The organism is Robertmurraya dakarensis (genome assembly GCF_900156875.1).
In the GTDB taxonomy this organism is placed as follows: domain Bacteria; phylum Bacillota; class Bacilli; order Bacillales; family Cytobacillaceae; genus Robertmurraya; species Robertmurraya dakarensis.
The window spans coordinates 99,679-117,142 of sequence record NZ_LT707408.1; the positions used below are offsets into that span (position 1 = coordinate 99,679).

General features: G+C 39.2%; 16 protein-coding genes. 9 read left to right on the forward strand and 7 right to left on the reverse strand.

What is annotated here, in order from left to right; genetic code table 11:
- Nucleotides 1–40: 40 nt before the first annotated feature.
- Nucleotides 41–1,222 carry an MFS transporter gene (locus CZ487_RS01475; protein WP_237562782.1) on the reverse strand — a complete coding sequence of 394 codons (1,182 nt, stop codon included), beginning with the start codon at nt 1,220–1,222 and terminating at the stop codon, nt 41–43.
- A 184-nt stretch (nt 1,223–1,406) separates the two neighbouring features.
- On the opposite strand from CZ487_RS01475, the gene CZ487_RS01480 reads away from it, so the two are divergent.
- The 3 genes from CZ487_RS01480 to CZ487_RS01490 all read left to right on the forward strand — a co-directional run bounded on the left by CZ487_RS01480 (nt 1,407) and on the right by CZ487_RS01490 (nt 5,152).
- On the forward strand, nt 1,407–2,492 hold the full coding sequence (locus tag CZ487_RS01480; RefSeq protein WP_077210533.1) for a mechanosensitive ion channel family protein: 1,086 nt from the start codon (nt 1,407–1,409) through the stop codon (nt 2,490–2,492).
- Nucleotides 2,493–2,617: 125 nt separating this feature from the next.
- The gene (locus tag CZ487_RS01485; protein ID WP_077210534.1) at nt 2,618–3,478 is read left to right on the forward strand and encodes a dimethylarginine dimethylaminohydrolase family protein; all 861 of its coding nucleotides are present in this window, start codon (nt 2,618–2,620) and stop codon (nt 3,476–3,478) included.
- A gap of 237 nt (nt 3,479–3,715) precedes the next feature.
- Nucleotides 3,716–5,152: a carbon starvation CstA family protein gene (locus CZ487_RS01490; protein ID WP_077210535.1), complete on the forward strand. Its 1,437-nt coding sequence runs from the start codon at nt 3,716–3,718 to the stop codon at nt 5,150–5,152.
- Nucleotides 5,153–5,229: 77 nt separating this feature from the next.
- On the opposite strand, the gene CZ487_RS01495 is transcribed toward CZ487_RS01490, so the two are convergent.
- Genes CZ487_RS01495 through CZ487_RS01515 form a run of 5 tightly spaced genes read right to left on the reverse strand, consistent with a single transcriptional unit; the run spans nt 5,230 to nt 11,115 of the window.
- Entirely contained in the window at nt 5,230–5,826 is a 597-nt protein-coding gene (locus CZ487_RS01495) for an FHA domain-containing protein (protein WP_077210536.1), read from the reverse strand.
- A 3-nt stretch (nt 5,827–5,829) separates the two neighbouring features.
- The gene (locus CZ487_RS01500) at nt 5,830–8,280 is read right to left on the reverse strand and encodes a protein kinase domain-containing protein (protein WP_077210537.1); all 2,451 of its coding nucleotides are present in this window, start codon (nt 8,278–8,280) and stop codon (nt 5,830–5,832) included.
- A gap of 24 nt (nt 8,281–8,304) precedes the next feature.
- On the reverse strand, nt 8,305–9,030 hold the full coding sequence (locus CZ487_RS01505) for a PP2C family protein-serine/threonine phosphatase (protein WP_077210538.1): 726 nt from the start codon (nt 9,028–9,030) through the stop codon (nt 8,305–8,307).
- Nucleotides 9,031–10,266, reverse strand: coding sequence for a trypsin-like peptidase domain-containing protein (locus CZ487_RS01510; protein ID WP_077210539.1), 1,236 nt, complete (start codon nt 10,264–10,266; stop codon nt 9,031–9,033).
- Between the two features lie 24 nt (nt 10,267–10,290).
- On the reverse strand, nt 10,291–11,115 hold the full coding sequence (locus CZ487_RS01515) for a PP2C family protein-serine/threonine phosphatase (protein WP_237562783.1): 825 nt from the start codon (nt 11,113–11,115) through the stop codon (nt 10,291–10,293).
- 344 nt (nt 11,116–11,459) lie between these two features.
- Between CZ487_RS01515 and CZ487_RS01520 the strand changes: the two genes are divergently transcribed.
- Nucleotides 11,460–12,422: an aldo/keto reductase gene (locus tag CZ487_RS01520; protein WP_077210541.1), complete on the forward strand. Its 963-nt coding sequence runs from the start codon at nt 11,460–11,462 to the stop codon at nt 12,420–12,422.
- Nucleotides 12,423–12,481: 59 nt separating this feature from the next.
- Here CZ487_RS01520 and CZ487_RS01525 read toward each other — a convergent pair whose 3' ends face one another.
- Nucleotides 12,482–13,501: a DUF1646 family protein gene (locus CZ487_RS01525; RefSeq protein ID WP_077210542.1), complete on the reverse strand. Its 1,020-nt coding sequence runs from the start codon at nt 13,499–13,501 to the stop codon at nt 12,482–12,484.
- Nucleotides 13,502–13,666: 165 nt separating this feature from the next.
- Between CZ487_RS01525 and CZ487_RS01530 the strand changes: the two genes are divergently transcribed.
- The 5 genes from CZ487_RS01530 to CZ487_RS26465 all read left to right on the forward strand — a co-directional run bounded on the left by CZ487_RS01530 (nt 13,667) and on the right by CZ487_RS26465 (nt 17,193).
- Nucleotides 13,667–14,362, forward strand: coding sequence for a response regulator transcription factor (locus CZ487_RS01530; RefSeq protein ID WP_077210543.1), 696 nt, complete (start codon nt 13,667–13,669; stop codon nt 14,360–14,362).
- On the forward strand, nt 14,359–15,714 hold the full coding sequence (locus CZ487_RS01535; protein WP_077210544.1) for a sensor histidine kinase: 1,356 nt from the start codon (nt 14,359–14,361) through the stop codon (nt 15,712–15,714). The genes CZ487_RS01530 and CZ487_RS01535 overlap by 4 nt, the downstream gene beginning before the upstream one ends.
- Before the next feature lie 95 nt (nt 15,715–15,809).
- The gene (locus tag CZ487_RS01540; protein WP_084783103.1) at nt 15,810–16,457 is read left to right on the forward strand and encodes a PepSY domain-containing protein; all 648 of its coding nucleotides are present in this window, start codon (nt 15,810–15,812) and stop codon (nt 16,455–16,457) included.
- 115 nt (nt 16,458–16,572) lie between these two features.
- A complete protein-coding gene (locus tag CZ487_RS01545; RefSeq protein ID WP_084783104.1) occupies nt 16,573–17,019 on the forward strand; it encodes a PepSY domain-containing protein in 447 nt (148 codons plus the stop codon).
- Between the two features lie 6 nt (nt 17,020–17,025).
- Nucleotides 17,026–17,193: a hypothetical protein gene (locus CZ487_RS26465; protein WP_154676002.1), complete on the forward strand. Its 168-nt coding sequence runs from the start codon at nt 17,026–17,028 to the stop codon at nt 17,191–17,193.
- Nucleotides 17,194–17,464: the final 271 nt, after the last annotated feature.

Consider the following 17,464-nt stretch of genomic DNA (forward strand, 5'->3'; position numbering starts at 1 on the left):
AGTAACCTTGCTGGGTTTCCTGGTACTTTTTTGTTGGAGATTAATTATCAAAGGCTAATGCTGCTTTTCTTGACTGAATGGTGTATAGACGATATAAAACAAACGCGACGCCCGAGAGGAGGATGCCAGAAATATAGGGAAGTCCAATGGTAATGGAAAATAGCCAGCCCCCAAGCGGCGGGCCTATAATTCTCCCAAGCGAGTCAAAGGACGATAGAAATCCAGTCGCACTGCCATGTCCTGCTGTTGAAGCTTTTGTTAACAAAGCAGATACACTTGGACGAATCACGCCATTTCCAATACCAAATATCGTTAGGAAGATGGCCGCTGTTGCGAAATCATCCACTAATAATATTAATCCAAATCCAATAGCGGAAATGACAATTCCGATTTGAATCACAGCACCTTCTCCGAAACGCTTGGTCATTCTCCCGACAAGACCTCCTTGAACAAAGGCGCTCGCAACTCCCATAATCATGAAAATATAGCCTAACTCTACTGTTCCCAAACCAGCTTTCTGAGCACCAAAGTAAGCGAAAGTCGCTTCTAAACCTGACAGCGACAAGGAAATGAATAATTGCAGGAAATACAGGATGGAATAGGATCCACCTAATGCCTGCTTTAGTGAAGCACCTTGTTTATTCTGTGATTGTTTTGCCTCTTCCGTTAAGGATTCCTTTAAAAGAAACCAGACTAAGAGAAGGGTGAGAAGAGATGAAAAACCAGCAATAAAAAAGGGCATACTTAAGCTTATCTTTGAAAAAACACCACCCATAGCCGGTCCGAACACAAATCCTAATCCGGTAGCCGCACCAATGACTCCCATTCCCTTGCCTCGATCTTCCTCTGTTGTGATATCGGCAACATACGCCATCACCGTAGGCATATTAGCAGCAGATAGGATCCCTCCAATAAATCGAGCTGCAAATAACATTCCAAGTGTTGAGGACGCCCCCATTAAAAAGAAAGAAAGAGAAAGTCCTGCTATTCCGATTATAATGACAGGCTTTCTGCCAATCCGGTCAGATACCTTGCCCCAGATTGGAGCGAAGAGGAGCTGCATTAATGAATAAACGGCCATGAGTAATCCAAGTTCTGTTGGGGAAGCGCCGATTTCCTCAGCATAAAAGGGGAGTACGGGAATAATAATTCCAAAACCGACCATCACCAGGAACATAATTGCAAAAAGGATAGGTAAAGCTTTTTTTGTTTGAGACATCATATTCACTCTCTATCGTAAAAAATTTCTATGTTAAGTATAGTGATTAAAAGTGCATATAGTCAATTTTAGCTAAATGTTTGAAAGAATAGCTTGCAAAAAATCGAATAAATCTTCCTATAGCAATTATTAGAGTCATCAGTTTTCGTGTGATATGATAAATGTCGTTAGGAGGCAGAAGTGATTTATGAACTGGCAATCAACTCTTCATTATAATTTTTGGATAGAACTTGGAATTTCGATGGGGATCTTTTTATTATTCCTACTATTTAGGAAAATCTTTGCTAAATATGTATTTGCTCTGCTTTTAAAGTTAAGTAGAAAAACACCAACTGAATTTTTGTCAAATGTCTTTTTAGCATTTGAAAAGCCGATACAGTGGGCGTTTATCATTATTGGGATTTATGTCTCGTTAGATGTGTTCCCATATTTTAATCATGAAAACACATTATTTTTGAAAATAATTAGTTCAGCTTATATTTTCCTCGTTTTTTGGGGGCTGTTTAATTTATCATCAGCATCAGGCTTGCTTTTTGCAAGAGTGAATCGAAGATACGATATAGAAATTGATCAAATATTAATTCCATTCCTTTCAAAAGCGCTAAGATTTTTGATTGCGGCGATTGGATTTACAATCATTGCTCAAGAGTTTGGCTATAATATCAGCGGTTTTGTTGCAGGACTCGGAATCGGAGGTCTTGCCATTTCATTAGCTGCAAAAGATGCTTTAGCTAATCTTTTAGGTGGAGTCGTCATAATTACGGAAAAACCTTTTTCTATTGGTGATTGGGTCATGACACCAAGTGTGGAAGGGACAGTGGAAGATATTTCATTTCGAAGCACGAAAGTAAGAACTTTTGCCCAAGCGCTTGTCACTGTACCGAACGCAACACTGGCAAACGAATCGATCACCAACTGGAGTAAGATGGGGAAAAGGCAAATCACCTTTAATTTAAGAGTTACGCATGACACGCCAAAAGAGAAGTTACAAAATGTTGTAGAAAGAATTGATCATTTATTAAGAAACCATCCTGATATTCACCAAGAAACGATCTTTGTCACTTTTGATCAATACATGGAAAATGGGCTGGGGATCTTTTTATATTTCTTCACAAAAACCACGAACTGGGGTGAATTTTTGAAGATTAAAGAAAGTATCAATTTCAAGATTATGGAGATTCTCGATAGTGAAGAAGTGTATGTAGCGATTCCAAGCAGAAAGCTGTACATGGATCCTGAAGTTGAAAAACAGAAAAAAGTGGATTTAGGGTAAATAGCAGCGGTTCGTATTTGCAATACTTGTGATTACGAACCGCTGTTTTGTTTTATTCTCCTTCATCATAAAACCCTTTGTTACGGAAATAATATGTTCAGATGGGAAGTGAAGGAGGAAGGTTAATGAATACAAGCGTAAGTGATGACCATTTAACAATGTGTAATAATGAATATGATACATTACAAAGAGTGATCTTATGTCAGCCTCAGTATATGACGATTCGAGATGTGATCAATGAAACACAAAAGCATTTTAAGAATGAAGGAATACATATTGAAAAAGCCCTTGAGCAGCATGACGGATTTGTCAGGACTCTAAAAGAAAATAACGTTGAAGTAATTTTGCTGCCTTATCACAAAAAGTATCCAGAGCAGGTATTTACCCGCGATATCGGCTTTACACTTGGTAAAACGGTTTTTGTTGCCGATATGGCAAGTGATGTGAGAAAAGGGGAGGAGAATGTCCTTAGGCAATGGTTAGAAGATGAAGGGTTCTCCTATTACAATATTGTAGGAGACCAGATTGAAGGCGGAGACGTCATAATAGATCGTGATACGATCTATATTGGTTTAAGTAATCGAACGGAACAGAAAGCGATAGATCATTTAAAGGAGTTACTTACGAGCTTCGATGTAAAAGCAATCCCATTTAAAGAAAGATATCTCCACTTAGATTGTGTATTTAATGTCATTTCACCAGAAGTTGCATTAATATATCCAGAGGCACTGACGAAAGAGGATATTGAGCTATTCAGTTCAAGATATGAGCTGATCGAGGTTTCTAAAGAAGAGCAGTTTACACTAGGAACAAATGTCCTAGCGATTGGCAATAAGCGAATTTTAAGTTTACCTGTTAATAAAAATGTGAACAAAGAATTACGGGCTAGAGGCTTTGAGGTTATTGAGGTAGATATTACAGAAATCATTAAGTCTGGAGGCTCTTTTAGATGCTGTACACTTCCGATTTTACGGGAGAATAAATAATTTTTGTTATCCTCTTTTTCAGGAAAGGGGATTTTTTTTATTTCCAAAAATAAGGAGATATAAAAAGGATATTGTTATATTCATAAAATAAATAATCAATAAATACTTAGAGTTAACAGTGAAAGCACTTACATTAATAGAATTTTAATTTTTTTCAGAAAATATATTTACTTTTCTAAAATAACTGTTAAAATAATTTTCATAATATTTAGCTTATATACATCTGGGGGGAACAACATGGCTACGTTTTTCGGAGCACTTTTATTATTATTTTTAGGCTATGCCTTTTACTCTAAATTTGTGGAACGTGTCTTTGTAATTAATGATGAAACACCGACACCAGCTTATACAAAAAGAGATAATCTGGATTTTATGCCAATGAGCTGGTGGAAAGGAAATTTAATTCAATTATTAAATATTGCGGGTACAGGTCCAATTTATGGAGCTATTGCTGGCGCTTTATATGGACCAGTCGCCTTTATCTGGATCGTAGTTGGTTGTATTTTTGCCGGAGCAGTTCATGATTACTTTTCAGGGATGATGTCCATGCGGCATAATGGGGCACAGTTCCCTACACTAGTAGGAAAATATTTAGGTCGTTATATGAAACTGTTCATAAACTTATTTTCAATTGTATTAATGCTTTTGGTTGCTGCAGCTTTTACAGCAGCACCTGCGCAGCTAATTGCGCAGCTTACTCCTGCTAGCTTCACAGCAGCATTAGTTATTATATTTATTTATTTTCTAGTAGCAACGATTCTACCGATCAACCAAGTGATTGGAAAACTTTATCCTCTATTCGGTGCGATTTTATTATTCATGGCTGTAGGAATTGCCGTTATGTTACTGTTATCGGGGAAACCAATACCAAATCTTACATTTGAAAATCTACATCCTGGGGACTTGCCAATTTGGCCATTGTTAATGGTGACGATCTCATGTGGTGCGATTTCAGGATTCCATTCAACACAAAGTCCTATTGTTGCTCGAACCATGATGAAAGAATCAGACGGCAGGAAGATATTTTATGGGGCTATGATTATTGAAGGCGTGATTGCCTTAATCTGGGCAGCAGCTGGAATGACTTTCTTTAATGGCACAGCAGGTTTGCAGGAAGCTCTTGCTGCAGGCGGGCCATCAGGGGTTGTGAATGAGATTTCCATGACGCTTCTAGGAACAGTTGGCGGGTTACTTGCAGTAATTGGTGTTATTATCCTGCCTATTACAACTGGTGATACAGCTCTTCGTTCATGCAGAATGATTATCACGGAAACTCTTTCAAAATTTTTCAATATGGAAGGGAAAGTAAAAGTATTACTTGTTTCAATCCTTGTAACAGCCCCAGCTTTTTATCTGTCAACGATTGACTACTCATTTTTATGGAGATATGTTGGCTGGACGAATCAGGTAACGGCGGCAGTTATGCTGTGGACAGGAACGGTTTATTTATTACGAAATAATAAATTTCATTGGATTTGTGGAGTTCCAGCGATGTTCATGACAGCTGCGGTAAGTATGTATATATTCCTAGCGCCGGAAGGCTTCCATTTAGGATACGGAATATCATTAACCATTGGTTTTATTATTACAGCGTTAGTAGTGTCATGGTATGCTGTCCAAATCTACAAGTATAGTAAACTGAAACAAAACCAATTGCATGACAAAGCAGCATAAAAATACAAAAAAATCCCTCCAGGACATTGTCTGGAGGGATTTTATGTGCTGTTCAACTATTCTTGGGAAAAATACGTTCATTTATCATCCCAATCAAACTGATCACTGCAGAATGGTACAAACATCAACTTTGTTTTTCCGAGTTCGATTACATCATAACGTTTAAGTTCCTCTGCGGTAATGACTTCTTCGTCGTTTAAGTAGACGAGACCGCGTGAATCACCTGAGTAGATACGAAACAGCCGGTTCTTCGGACTGTAGCTTACAATGGCATGGTTTTCTCTTGAAATAGCGTCATCCCCGCTTATACAAATATCCATTTTATCTGATCTTCCGATGAAATTTCGTTCACTTCGGATTCTATAGTCCTTTCCCTTATCAGGACCGTCAATGCAAACGAGCCATCCAACAACAGGATCAAGGCCGATATCTTTACGAATCAAAGCGACCGTTTTTCCATTGCTTCCTTTTATTCCATCTGGCAGCTTCGCAACGGTTTTTCCTATATCCTCACTATGGTTTGGTATCATCGCTTGTGTTTGCGAAAGACTATCGCCGCTTCTTGGACGCTTCGGCATGGTCACGCCAAGATTTAAATCGATATTTATCCCACAATGTGGACATAAACTGTGTTTTGTTTCATCATAATAATGTCCGCTTGCACACCGCTTCATATCTTAACCTCCTGCTATTTCTGTCGTTGTGATGAGCCATTTGTAAATTCCATCAGATCGGACCATATGATGGATCAATGTACTAGTTCCTTTGTAATTTTGCTTGCCATCCGAATAGCTCAGGGTTTGAACAACCTTTGCACTTGCGTTATTTCCGTTTATCTCTAAAATTTCGATGCTTTCGAAATCTAGTTGAATATTGTTACTGTACTCGAAGAAGTCTTTAATTCCATCTTCGGTTGACGCATAAATAGGTGAATTTGGATCAATGGTACTCATATAACCTGCAATATCTTCTGCCTCATATGCCAAACCATTAGCATAGATCGTGATCTCAATTTCTTCTTCATCAGAGTATACGTCGGCATCAGGATTAGAATAAATCTCTTCAATTTTTTCCATATCAGGGTGTGTGAGTTTCATTTGTTTAAAGTGCGTGAAGTCCTGCAAAACAAAGTCTTTAAAGGTTTGCCCTTCATTTACTTTTTCGTCTTTGTGATTCGTATATAGGGAAGCGGCCTTATCATATTGATCTGAGAATAAATAGGCGTGTGCAAGATTGACTTTAAAGAGGAGGGGAGTAGGATCTAGTTCAATCGCTTTTTCGGCTGAGACAACTGCATCTTTTGGAGCTTTATTTAAAAATTGGATATAGGACATCTCTCCATATGAATTAGCTAATTCAGCATGATTCTGTTGAAAGAGGGGGTCTTTTGTTAGTAAATCTTCTAGTATATCAACACTGCTTTGGATATCGATAAGAGCATACTCGTAATATCCCAAAACCCGCTTCATTAATGAGATATTTCTGTTTAATACACCCATTGAATATTGAGCATCAAAGTTGCCATCACTATCGTAAATAATAACGGCCATGTCTCTTGCTTGGGTGTATAGCTTAAGTGCTTCATTATAGTTTTTTTGTTGATTCAGTTCATATCCTTTATCCCAGTAATCATAGACAACTTGCAGATGCTGCGATTTAATCGATTGTTCATCCAGCGGCAGTGCAATGCCTTTACTTACTTCAAGATTAATTACATCATTTTCTGTCGCTGTTTCTTCAGGATTTACTGATTGTTTTGTGACAATCCCTTTTTTAACATACAAGTTCTCTACATACGTAATCTCTCCAAGCTTCAGACCTTCTTCTTGTAATAAAACCTTGGCATCTTCTTCTGTTATATTAATCAGGTTTGGAACTGATAATTCTTTGATAACATCATCCGGAACGTCCTTGTCCTCAGGAATAGTTGTTTTGGTTTCCACGGGCTTTATTGGGTCTTTGCCACCTGCGAATGAGTCAAATAGGAAAAAGGCTCCTACGATACTAGCGGCTAAGAACAGAATAGCCGCCGCTCCGCCGCCAATCCATAGCCACTTTGATACTGATTTTTTTTGCGGCATTTTAGAAGGTATCTTTTCACTCGTAGAGGAATCACCTTCATTTGCTGAACCATCTGCAACAGGGTCGTCATTCACATTGATATTTGTTAAAAAATCTTGTTGAAATTCCTCCATTGTCTGATAGCGGTCGGCGGCTCTAACAGACAGGGCTTTTAGTAAAGCAGCTTCTGCCTTTTCAGGAATATCGACACCGGCAGAGGATGGCGGGACGAGTGAATCCTCTTCTAACCGATCAAGAGATTCTGGCGGTGTATGACCGACGATCGCACGGTAAAGAGTTGCGGCAGCAGCGTATACATCTGTCCACGGACCTTGCTTGCCTTTGCTTCGATATTGCTCTTCAGGTGCATATCCTGGTTTTAATACGACGGAGATACTTTTACTAAACTCCGATATCGCATGGCGGGCAGCTCCAAAATCTAATACCTTAACCTGGCCCTCAGCGGTGATATAGATGTTATCTGGGCTGATATCGCGATGTAAAGTTCCTGTTGAATGGACTTCTCTCAGTGCATCCATAACAGGGAGCATAATTCTAAGAGCTGTTTGAAAGGGGATTTTTCCTCCTTGTGATTCTAAATATTGTTTAAAATCAATTCCTTCCAGATAGTACATCACCAAATAAGCCGTTCGATTTTCTTTAAAAAAGTCACGTACACCGACAATGCCAGGGTGGTTGTTAAATTGCGCTAGTGTTTTAGCTTCGTCTAAAAAGTTCTTTAAGCCATATTCAAAATGTGACTCGAGATCCCCTGTAAATACAGAAACCATCGTTTGGTCAGGTGATCTTGTTGCAAAATCACGCGGCATATATTCTTTAATGGCAAGTTTCGTATCCAGGTTCAAATCCCACGCTAAGTAAGTTATTCCAAAGCCGCCGTGACCAAGAACCCTTCCAAGCAGGTATTTTTCTTGTAAAATCGTACCGGGTGGCAAGTGCTGTGGTGCTGCAGGCCCTGTGCCTGTTACCCAGCCGCAGTGTGGACAAACTGATTCAGCACCTTTATCCTCCATACAACCTAGACAAAGATGATCATATTTCTCCATGATTTCACCTCATATTCTTGTATTCTATTCAGAAACAAATACAGCCAAAGCGCTGTAATTATCATGATTTTCTAAGATTCGTATTTTTAGAATTTCTTCCATCAGCTGCAGCCATTGAAGAGGGGTTGAAGCTCTAATTCTTGTAGTCTCCATATCTTCTTCAGTGACATATTCCCAAAAACCATCAGAACATAGCAGAAATGCGTCACCATTTAAGATCTGTATTTTTTCTTTCAGGAATGTTGCTTTTACCGCTCCATCAGAACCTAACACACGATAAAGACGGTTGCGATCTTCATGAAAGCGAATTTGATCTTGCTGTAATTCTCCAGCGTTAACAAGTGCCTGACATACACTATGATCTTTTGTTTGGGCGATTAGTTGACACCCTCTAAAGTGATATAAGCGCGAATCGCCCACGTGGGCCCAGTATGCAAAACTGTTAAAACAAGATAATGCAACAACTGTTGTACGCATCGATCTCATTACGGGAGAGCTCCTCTGTTGTTCATGGAGAAGATTTTGCGATTTTTCAATCCCGTTCTTAATTGCGTGAAGGTGTTCATGCTGCTGGTATTCTTGTAGAATCGTTTCTACTGCTAATTTCGCAGCTATTTCTCCCCCTTGGTAACCACCTAATCCATCGGCAAGAGCCCAACAGCCGCCATGATCACATTCACAAAAGGCCGCGAAATCCTGATTTACATCTCTGCCGCCTTTATCTGAAAGCAGCGCTGTGAAGTATCGCATTTATCGGTGCTCCCAACGGACTTCAAACATATAATCCTTTGAGCTTAAGTAGAATTTATCCCCAGAACGTAACTGCGTCACCTTCCCCGCAGGGATTTTTTCACCTGAGTGCAAATATGTGCCGTTTGAAGAGCTATCCTCAAGTGTAAAAGTCTGGCTGAATTTATCGTAGCGAATCGTACAATGCTTTCTGCTAATCTCTTCAAATGAAGAAGGAAAGACAAGCTGGCATTGCCTTGCATCACGTCCGATTGCCAAATCACCTTGATCTAATTCAACCGTTTGACCTGCAAAATAACCTGATAGTCCTTTTAATACTGGTTTTTGGTTAGATACCGCAGAATGGGGGGAGCTTTGCACTGGGGTAATTGGAGTTCCCCCGCGAGCTTTTTTCCCTTGCTTCTTAATAAGAATCACGACAAATACAATGACCATGATTAAAAGGATCAATCCGATAACAGCAATCCCTAATACCCACCATAGTTTAGTAGAACCACTATCAGAATTAGAAGCTGTCAAATACTCAATTCCGCGTGATTCCAGTATGGGAAATAACTCATCAATCTTGACTGCACCGCTAATGCCCGAAGCAGATGTTACGACGAATGTATTAATCCCAATTACTTGGCCTTGTTCATTCAACAATGGACCTCCGGAATTTCCAGGATTGATACTCACATCTATTTGAAAAATTCCTCTGCCGCCCTGGATGGAGCTTTTACTAATGATTCCTTTTGTAATTGTGACATCATCAGGGTCACCGGAAGGAGTGTCATCGATTAAATCAGCATCTCCCGGGAATCCGAGAGCATACACTCCTTGACTGGGCTTTACCTGGTCACTGTCGCCCAGCTCCATTGGCGGTCTTTGATACAAATCCTGTGATAATTCTAAGACAGCGATGTCTTTGACCTTGTCAAATGCGATAACGGATGCTTTTATTTGATCTTCCTTAGAAAGAAGGATGGCAACACCGTCGAGATTAGGTTCAACCACATGAAAATTTGTTACGATATGGCGGACAGGCTCTGTTTTTCCGACTGCAAATCCAGTCCCAATATACGTTTCGCCATCGGCTCCATAACAAATAATACGAACAACACTATTTCGGAGTTCATCAATTGACCTGCTTTCAGCAAACGCAGGAGCTGAGCTTGAAAAAAGTAAGATCATGGCCAATAGGATAAGTGATTTTTTAAGCACTACAATGCCTTTTTCCTTTACTGAACGAATCATCGTTCATTCCCCTCTTTCCCTTTTCTATTCAATTGTCAAAAGTGCGACTGTAGCATTATCTTGATTGGGCTTATTTTTTGACACTGCCAATTCAACCAGTTTTTCCGCAGCTTCTTGAGTGGAGAAGGAGCTGCATATTTCAACTATTTCATGATTCGTTAACGATCCATAAAGACCGTCACTGCAAAGAATGATACAGTCCCCTTTACTTAAAGGGACAGGGTCAATCGTTACATCTATTCTTTCTAGACTCTCTAATCCTAGAAAACTAGTTAAGCTTTCCCGTTGAGGATCATTTGCAGCTTCTTCCAAAGTGATTTCTCCATTTGCTGCTTTTTCATCCAGCTCCATTCCGTAGTTATGATCGGTTGTTAACTGTATGAAAGATTCTCCTTGTTTCAAATAAATTCGGCTATCTCCAACAGACAGCCAATACAATTGTTGATTAAGAACCACTGCCGCGATGAAAGTAGTTCCGATATTTCCTGCTGCTTCATGTTCTCGTGCAAACTGTAATACAGCTTCGTTAGCTGCTTTTAATGAAGATACTAGTCTTTCCGGAATGAAGGTGGATGATGTTGAGTACAAATAATGTGCCAAAAATGCTTGGACTGCAAGATGACTTGCTTCTTTCCCGCCAACAAGACCGCCCATTCCATCAGCCAAAAGGGCTAGGACCCCATACTTGCTGGAAAACTCTTCGTCACTTACTTCGGAAAAACCGAAAGCATCCTGCTGTTCTGTTCGACTGCCAATGTGCTGGGCATTTCCAGGTACTACAATTGGCCTCGGGATTTGCAACGTGATGGGATCATCATTTGAGAGGCTTACAGGATTATTATCTTTCAAAGGTCTTTTTCTTGCCTTTTTAATACTTAAGTATAAAAGTAAGAACAGAACAATCGCGACGATTACATACGCCCATGTTGGTATCTCTTGAAAGAAGAGTATGAATTGGGCCATTCCAAATGGGGTAATCACAGGTTGAAAAATAACAGAACCCTCCCTTGGTGGGATTTCTCACTTTAATGAAACAAAGTAATAATCTTATATATATGTATTTTTTAGTATTAATTGCTTATCCATATATAAAGTGGTGATCATTAATGTTTTTTCATTTTTAAAAATTCAGACAATATTTCTTGTTTGGCTGCCTGCATGTTAAAATAAGGTAAAAAGGGTAGGTGATGATGATGGAATATAAGAAGTTAGGACAAACAGGTTTAGAGGTTTCGTCTCTGTGTCTTGGTACAATGGCGTTTGGCAGATGGATTGATGAGAGTGCCTCAAAAGTTATCTTAGAGACAGCCTTGGACCATGGAATCAACTTTATTGATACAGCGAATTTTTACGGTAAAGGACAGGATGAAGAATTTAAGTATGGAACCGGGGAATCTGAAGAAATTATCGGCAGGGCACTTAAAGGAAGAAGAGAGGATGTCGTCCTAGCGACAAAGGTTGGTTTGCCGACAGGAAGGGGAAGAAATGACAGAGGTCATTCGAGAGTACATATTATAAGGGAAGTAGAACGGTCACTTAGGCGTTTGCAAACGGATTATATTGATTTGTATCAGCTTCATTATTTTGATCCCAATACCCCAATGGAAGAGACATTGTCAGCATTGAATGATCTCGTTCGACAGGGAAAAGTACGTTATATAGGCTGTTCTAATTATGCTGCCTGGCAAATTGCTAAGGCTCAAGGAATCAGCGAAAGATTAAATATGGAAAAATTCGTATCTGTTCAATCAGAATATAATCTTCTTTCTAGAGGAATAGAAAAAGAATTATTGCCATTTTGTGAGTCCGAAAAGGTCGGGGTTATGATTTATAGTCCAATGGCAAGGGGAGTGCTCTCAGGAAAGTATAAAAATCGTTCAGATGCTCCGCCAGAAAGTAGGAAGGCTCGCGGGGAAGAACTGATCAAGAAATATTTTACAGATGAAAATTTTAAATTAGTGGAACAGTACCAAGATTTAGCACAACAATATGAAGTGAACTTATCCCAATTTTCACTAGCTTGGGTGTTGAGTCAGTCTGCTGTTACATCAGCCATTATTGGGGCAAGCAAGGTTCATCATGTTACAGATGCTCTAAAAGCTGCCGACTGGAAATGGTCAAAAGAGTTAATAGAAAGAGTGAATAAGATAAAGTGATCATAGTATCTTAAAACAGCTGCAGGCATCTTCTATAAGAGATGCCTGCTTGACTGGTATCAAAAATACTTTGCGCCGTGAATAGCTAAATAAAAAATAAGCATGGTGATCAGGCCAAATGGAAGACCGAATTTTGCCCATTCGGAGCTGGTAATTTTCAGCTTCCCTGCGGAAATAATGTTTGGGATATTTCCTGGAATGAGCATTCCTCCGCTGACAATGAGACCGAGTAGTATCGCTTTTATTGTACCTTCACTCATGGAAGGGCTTATCTCTGCAGCTGCAAGTGTTGCGTTATCGAGCACAGCGGAAATGATATTCAGCCAATAAAGGATATCGGTAGGAAGCCCAATAATATAGGTGTTTATGAATGGTTCAAAACCTTTTCCTAATAAAGTAAGAGCCATAACGAATAAATAAATTTTCCCTGTACGAAGGAATATTTCCAGATATGTTTCTTCATCATTTTCAGTTGAAAGTCCTCTTTTTTTCGGCTTAGGCTGAATAAATAATGCCGCAACAATTCCTAACATGAAAATACCAAGAATGACTTCTCTGCCTATTAAGTTAAAAAGATAAAGAAAATCCTGGTCGAGCTTGCTGATAATAATGGTAGAAAGCGGCTCGCCTATCGGGGTTAATGCAGCACCGAGGCCAATTGAAAAACAGGATATGATCACAAACTTAACCTCAGAAGTACGATCGATTTTTAATATAGAAACGATGATGACGAGTACTAAGGATGCAATAATGGCTGTGATAATGCTAGAAAGAAAACCAAGAATGATTACAACTAAGGAAAGAAACAGCGGGACGGGGATAGCATCGCTAATAAACCTCACTGATTTTTCCAATGGGTGTTTAAGCCATTTAAAAAGAAAACTGGCAACTAGAACTGCGATTGTGATTTTAAGAGGAGAAATAAGTGCTTTCGTAATCAAGCTAGCGTCCAATACATGGCTGGCCCATGCTGCACAGACCCCCATTACGAATAAGAAAACTTCAAGATTCCGTTCAATTAACTTTGAAGAAAAAGGAAGAAAGAGCACTAATAGTAAAATAAAAATTAATCCGGTCATTTGGTCTACCTTTCCTTGTTATTTTGTAGGTTCCTAATTTGTATCAAGTCTTGGACCTCTAAGAAGATTCTTATGCTTGTCTGAAAAAAATATGCTAACCTTGATTGAAAGGATCTATAAACTTTGCGCTCCTGCCGCAAATACCAGTAACGGGAGGGAACTTCGTTGAACGAATCCATATTGATTGTCGAAGATGAAGAGAAAATCTTAAGGCTGTTAGAAATAGAACTTGAGTTTGAAGGGTATGAGATTGGAAAGGCTGACAATGGATTGGATGCTTTGGAAGTATACCGAAGCAGGCCGTGGGACTTGATTCTTTTAGATGTTATGCTGCCTGGTATTAGCGGTATTGAATTATTACGCCGGATTCGCGTTAACGACCAGCATACTCCAGTCATTTTGTTAACTGCCAAAAGTTCGGTTGAAGATAAAGTATCAGGCCTTGATTTAGGAGCTAATGACTACATTACAAAACCATTTCAAATAGAAGAGCTATTGGCAAGGATCCGTGCAACTCTGCGCAATCGGACTGTATCGCCGAAGCGGGAGGAAGAGGACGACTGGATTCAACTTGCAGATTTAAAGGTCAATGAAAAAATGCGGGAAATTTTCAGAGGTACATTACAAGTTGAACTAACGCCTAGAGAATATGACTTACTTCTGTACTTATTGAAAAATAAGCGACAAGTCCTTAACCGCGACCAAATACTAGAGGCTGTATGGGGATATGATTACTTTGGAGACACAAATGTAGTGGATGTATACATCCGTTATATTCGTAAAAAAATTGATATGCCAGATTATTCACCTCTTATACATACCGTCCGCGGCGTCGGATATGTGATGAAGGAGTCGACATGAAGCTTCGAAATCGCATTAATCTTTATACTGCCGTTCTCTTTATTGTGCTACTGATTTTAATGAATTTATTTATCTTTTACTTATTCAGCAGATTAATGATAAATAGTGAACTGGAACAGACGAAAGCAGAAACAGAAAAGATAGTGATTGGAATAAATGAGGGGATTAATCTAGTTCCTCCTGAAGATTTATTAAGAGCCTATGTTCCAATAGATGGGATGATTCGAATTGTTTTAGAAGATCAAAAGGATCCAGCCCCCGTAACATCTCCTTCGGAACAAGATTTAATGGATAGGAAGGTTCAGTATTATAAAGAGGAACGAAGTGAACGTATTCAATATAATAATCGGGATTATTCCTTTGAATCGATCCCCATTATCTGGGTGGATGGGCAAGTAGCCAATCTGCAAGTCACGAAGAGTTTAAAGTCCGTTATCGAAAATTTAAACATTCTTCGGATTGTCTTAATTATTGTTACGGTTGTTGCGATGATTCCAGTTGTGATTTCAAGCAGGCTGTTGAGTAATTTGATCACGACCCCGATCACATCCTTGATTAACACAATGACAGAAATTCAAAAAAGCGGGCAATTCAAGCGCATTCGAATACAGGGTAAGTCAAAGGACGAGCTAGTAGAAATGGGAAACACCTTTAATCATATGATAGACATCCTCGAGACCAATTCGGAAAAACAAGAGCAATTCGTTTCGAATGCATCTCACGAACTAAAAACTCCGTTAACGGTCATTGAAAGTTATGCAAGTTTGTTGAAAAGACGAGGGAAAGATGAACCGAAAATCTTTGATGAAGCCGTTGATGCCATACACTCTGAAGCGATACGAATGAGAGAGATGACTGAACAATTATTATTATTGGCGAGGCCGAATGAGAAATGGACCATTCAGCTTCAGCACCTTCAACTATCAAAAGAAGTAGAACAGTTGGTCCAGACTTTTCAAAAAGGGTTTGATCGGGAAATTCAGTTGGAAATTGACAATGATGTTAGCGTTGAAAGCGATCCGCAGAAATTAAAACAGCTTCTTTATATCTTTTTGGATAATGCAAGAAAGTATAGTGAGGAAACGATCTTCGTTACAGTAGGCAAAAAGGATGAACAAGCTTTTATTAAAATTTCTGATCGGGGAATTGGCATTCCCAAAGAGGATCTGCCTAAAATATATGATCGTTTTTATCGTGTAGATAAAGCAAGAAGCCGTAAACAAGGGGGATCCGGACTAGGATTATCATTAGCACAGGAATTAGCTGACAGTATTGGAGCAGAAATTACGATTGATAGTGTCGAAGGGATCGGGACCACCGTAACGGTTTCTCTTCATCAGAAGGATAAGTAAGACATCTATTTCTGCCAATATGGGAGGGAAATCATACTTTTCTAATCAAATTCTCATGTTCATCATTCATAATGGAGTAAAAGTTTGGAGGTGTCATGATGGGGAGAAAAAATTGGTTGTTCATGATCGGGGCAGGCGTTCTTCTAATTGCCATTCTAATTGGGGTCCAAAAATGGCAAGAAGGATCTGTGGCTGCTGAGGCTTTAACAAAAGAAGAAGCGCAAAGAATGGTCGAAGAGAAATATTCAGGGAAAGTGCTGAATATTACGATGGAGGATCAACAGTTTAATGTCGACTTGGAAAGAGGAGACGTCATTTATAAAGTATTAATTGATGGAAATAGCGGAGAGGTTTTATCTTTGGAAAAGCTGCAAAACAAGGAGACTGTTGATAAAGAGACTGCTGATAGTAAGAAGACTGATTCGCCATCAAAAGAGCAAATAGAGGAAACTCCTCCTAAACCGAATGAAAAAGAGCCAGTTCAACAGAATCCTGGTGATCAAGGGAAAGTCACTGAATCAATCAAAACAGAAGAACCTCCAAAGAAATTATCTGAGAATGAAGCGGTTCAAATAGCTCTAACGCAAATTCAAGGTGAGATAGATGATGTTGAGATAAGAAATATTAATGGAGCAGCCTATTATTTTGTTGAGGTTGAAAGCGGTGATGACAGGGAAGGCCTTGTGCAAATCCATGCGATCACTGGGGAGGTTAAATCGATCACATGGGATGAGGAAGATTAAATTTCATGCTATGAAATTCTCATTAATTTCTAATGTTACGCTCTGAGTGTTCTCATTTTGAAAGACTATATTGTATTTGTAAGACATCATAAATAGGATATAGGAGGAAAACAAAATGAAGAAGAAATTGATTTTTGGAGCTTTATTGGCAGTTTTAGTGTTCGGCGGAGCGGTAGCAGCTGGAGCAGCTAATTTAGGTTTGTCAGTTGTAAACACAGGCAGCATAGATGATGATAACGTAAATAGCAAAAGTACAGCTGGTGTGAAGGATTCTAAGGGAGTTCTAGCTAAGGAAACAACATTAGATTCAAAAGAAAAGATCATTTCACGTGAAGAAGCAATCGCCATTGCTGAGAAAGAAGTAAATGGTAAAGTCTATTCCTTTGAAATGGACCGTGATGATGGCAGAATAGAATATGAATTAGAATTATTAACTGACAAATACGAAGTAGAGATTGAAATGGACGCAAGGAACGGAGCAATTCTTGAAAAGGATTTTGATGATTTAGATGACGAAGATGATGATGATCGCTATGACGACGATGATCGCTACGATGATTAAGAATATTTGCCCACAGAGCAGACGCCTTATGGCGTCTGTTCTGTACGTTTTGCAAGAGCTGAAGAGCAGTGGATGGTCAAAATTGAGGAAAGGTTAGCTAAGCAAATTGCTGTTCTTCCATGGCTTGAGCATGATAAAGTAGGGTACAGAGAAATAGTTTCTTTATTGAATTAAGAAAGGGCTGAATGGTATGGTTATCACAAACGAAGCCCGTGATCTTTTGAAGCAAATTCTTGCGGAAAAAGGCATGGACAGCATTCGTGTTTATTTTGGAGGTTACGGCTGAGGCGGACCACAAATTGGGCTGGCTCTGGATGAGCCGGAAGAAAATGATAAAGTGGAAGTTATCAATGAAATTAAAGTTGCGTTTGATCCAATGATTGAACCTTATGCTGAAAACTCCACACTGGACTATAGTAAAGCTTCTAATGGTCTAGTACTATTA